The organism is Nocardioides caldifontis (assembly GCF_008087345.1).
GTDB classification, from domain to species: domain Bacteria; phylum Actinomycetota; class Actinomycetes; order Propionibacteriales; family Nocardioidaceae; genus Marmoricola_A; species Marmoricola_A caldifontis.
Genome location: NZ_VHIB01000030.1, coordinates 1 through 1,434, shown reverse-complemented (window position 1 = coordinate 1,434; position 1,434 = coordinate 1). Strand labels below are relative to the sequence as shown.

Here is a 1,434-nt window from a genome sequence, read left to right as displayed (position 1 = left end):
CCGCGCACAGGCCGTCGACACCAGGACGACCGAGGAGGTGACCGACCAGCCGACCCTGCCGGCCATCACGGCCTGAACTACAACGACGAAGGATCAGACTTCGTACACCACCTCAGCGGACTTGACCTGCGCTGGAAGCAGCGACTGGGTCCGGTCGAGATCGGCGACCGGCTAGGGATGCCGTCCTCGACCGTCCACGCGGTGCTGGTCCGCTGCCGGATCAACCGGCTCACCCATGTCGACCGGGTCACCGGTGAGCCGATCCGCCGCTACGAACACGACCACCCCGGCGACCTGCTCCACGTCGACGTCAAGAAGCTCGGCAGGGTCCCCGACGGTGGCGGGTGGCGCTACGTCGGCCGCGGCCAGGGCGGGAAAAACCGAGCGGCAACCGTCGCGCGGACCGGGACACCGCGCAACAAGCATCACAACCCGCTGATTGGGACCTGCTTTCTGCACACGGTGATCGACGACCACTCCCGCGTCGCCTATGTCGAGGCCCGCGACGACGAGACCAAGGAGACCGCCACCGACGTCCTCCGCCATGCCGTCGCCTGGTTCACCGAACGCGGCGTCACCGTGCACCGGGTGCTCTCAGACAACGGCAGCTGCTATCGGTCGAACCTCTGGCGAGAGACCTGTGCCGAGCTGGGCATCACGCCGAAGCGGACCCGGCCCTACCGGCCACAGACGAACGGGAAGATCGAGCGGTTCCACCGCACCCTGGCCGAGGGGTGGGCGTTCAAGAAGTTCTACAACTCCGAGTCAGCCCGGCTCGCGGCTCTGCCAGCATGGGTCCACGAGTACAACCATCACCGGCCCCACTCAGCGATCGGGAAGGCAGCTCCCATCACCAGGTTGAACAACCTGGCTGGGCATCACATCTAGGCGGCGGGCGGACGCGACGCAGCTCGTGGCACGCGCGAGGGACTCACTGCTGAGCCCAGGCTGCCTCGATCTGCGCCGAATGGTCCGGAGCGAGCCGACTCTTGTGGATGTAGTGGCTTTCTGCGATCTCACGGGTGTTGCCCATCTGAGCAGCGGCTGCCTCTGCACCGGACGCGTTGGCGACGACGGTGCCGGTCGCGGACCGCAGGAGTCGGAGCTCGAACCAGGTGCCGACCTCAGTCCCCTTGAGGATGCGGTCGCGTAGCCGCGTGTTGATGTTGTTGAGCGACAGCCAGTTCCCGGTCCTGGTCGCGAAGATCGCGTCGTTCTCGTTCGGCGCGACAGCCATGAGCCGCTCGCGCAGCATCGAGGCCACGAAGGGCGGCAGGACCACTGTGCGGTCGCCGGCGCCGCTCCCCTTAGCCTCGAACTTTCTTTTGGCTGTGGGTTGAGTCGTTGAGTGCGACGTCCGGGTCGGATCTGCGGCCGGGGCATGGATGGCCGCCGGCGCTGTAGTCGCCGGGTTCTCCGAGGCCTTGATTGTGA

At 66.9% G+C, this 1,434-nt stretch carries 1 protein-coding gene and 1 pseudogene; one reads left to right on the top strand and one right to left on the bottom strand.

The features are described from left to right. Positions 1 to 126 precede the first annotated feature (126 nt). Positions 127 to 888, top strand: a pseudogene (locus tag FIP57_RS22930) (IS481 family transposase); the annotation flags it as partial. 43 nt (positions 889 to 931) lie between these two features. On the opposite strand, the gene FIP57_RS22925 reads toward FIP57_RS22930, so the two are convergent. Next, positions 932 to 1,434: hypothetical protein (locus tag FIP57_RS22925; protein ID WP_203231430.1), on the bottom strand; the 503-nt coding region annotated here is incomplete at its 5' end.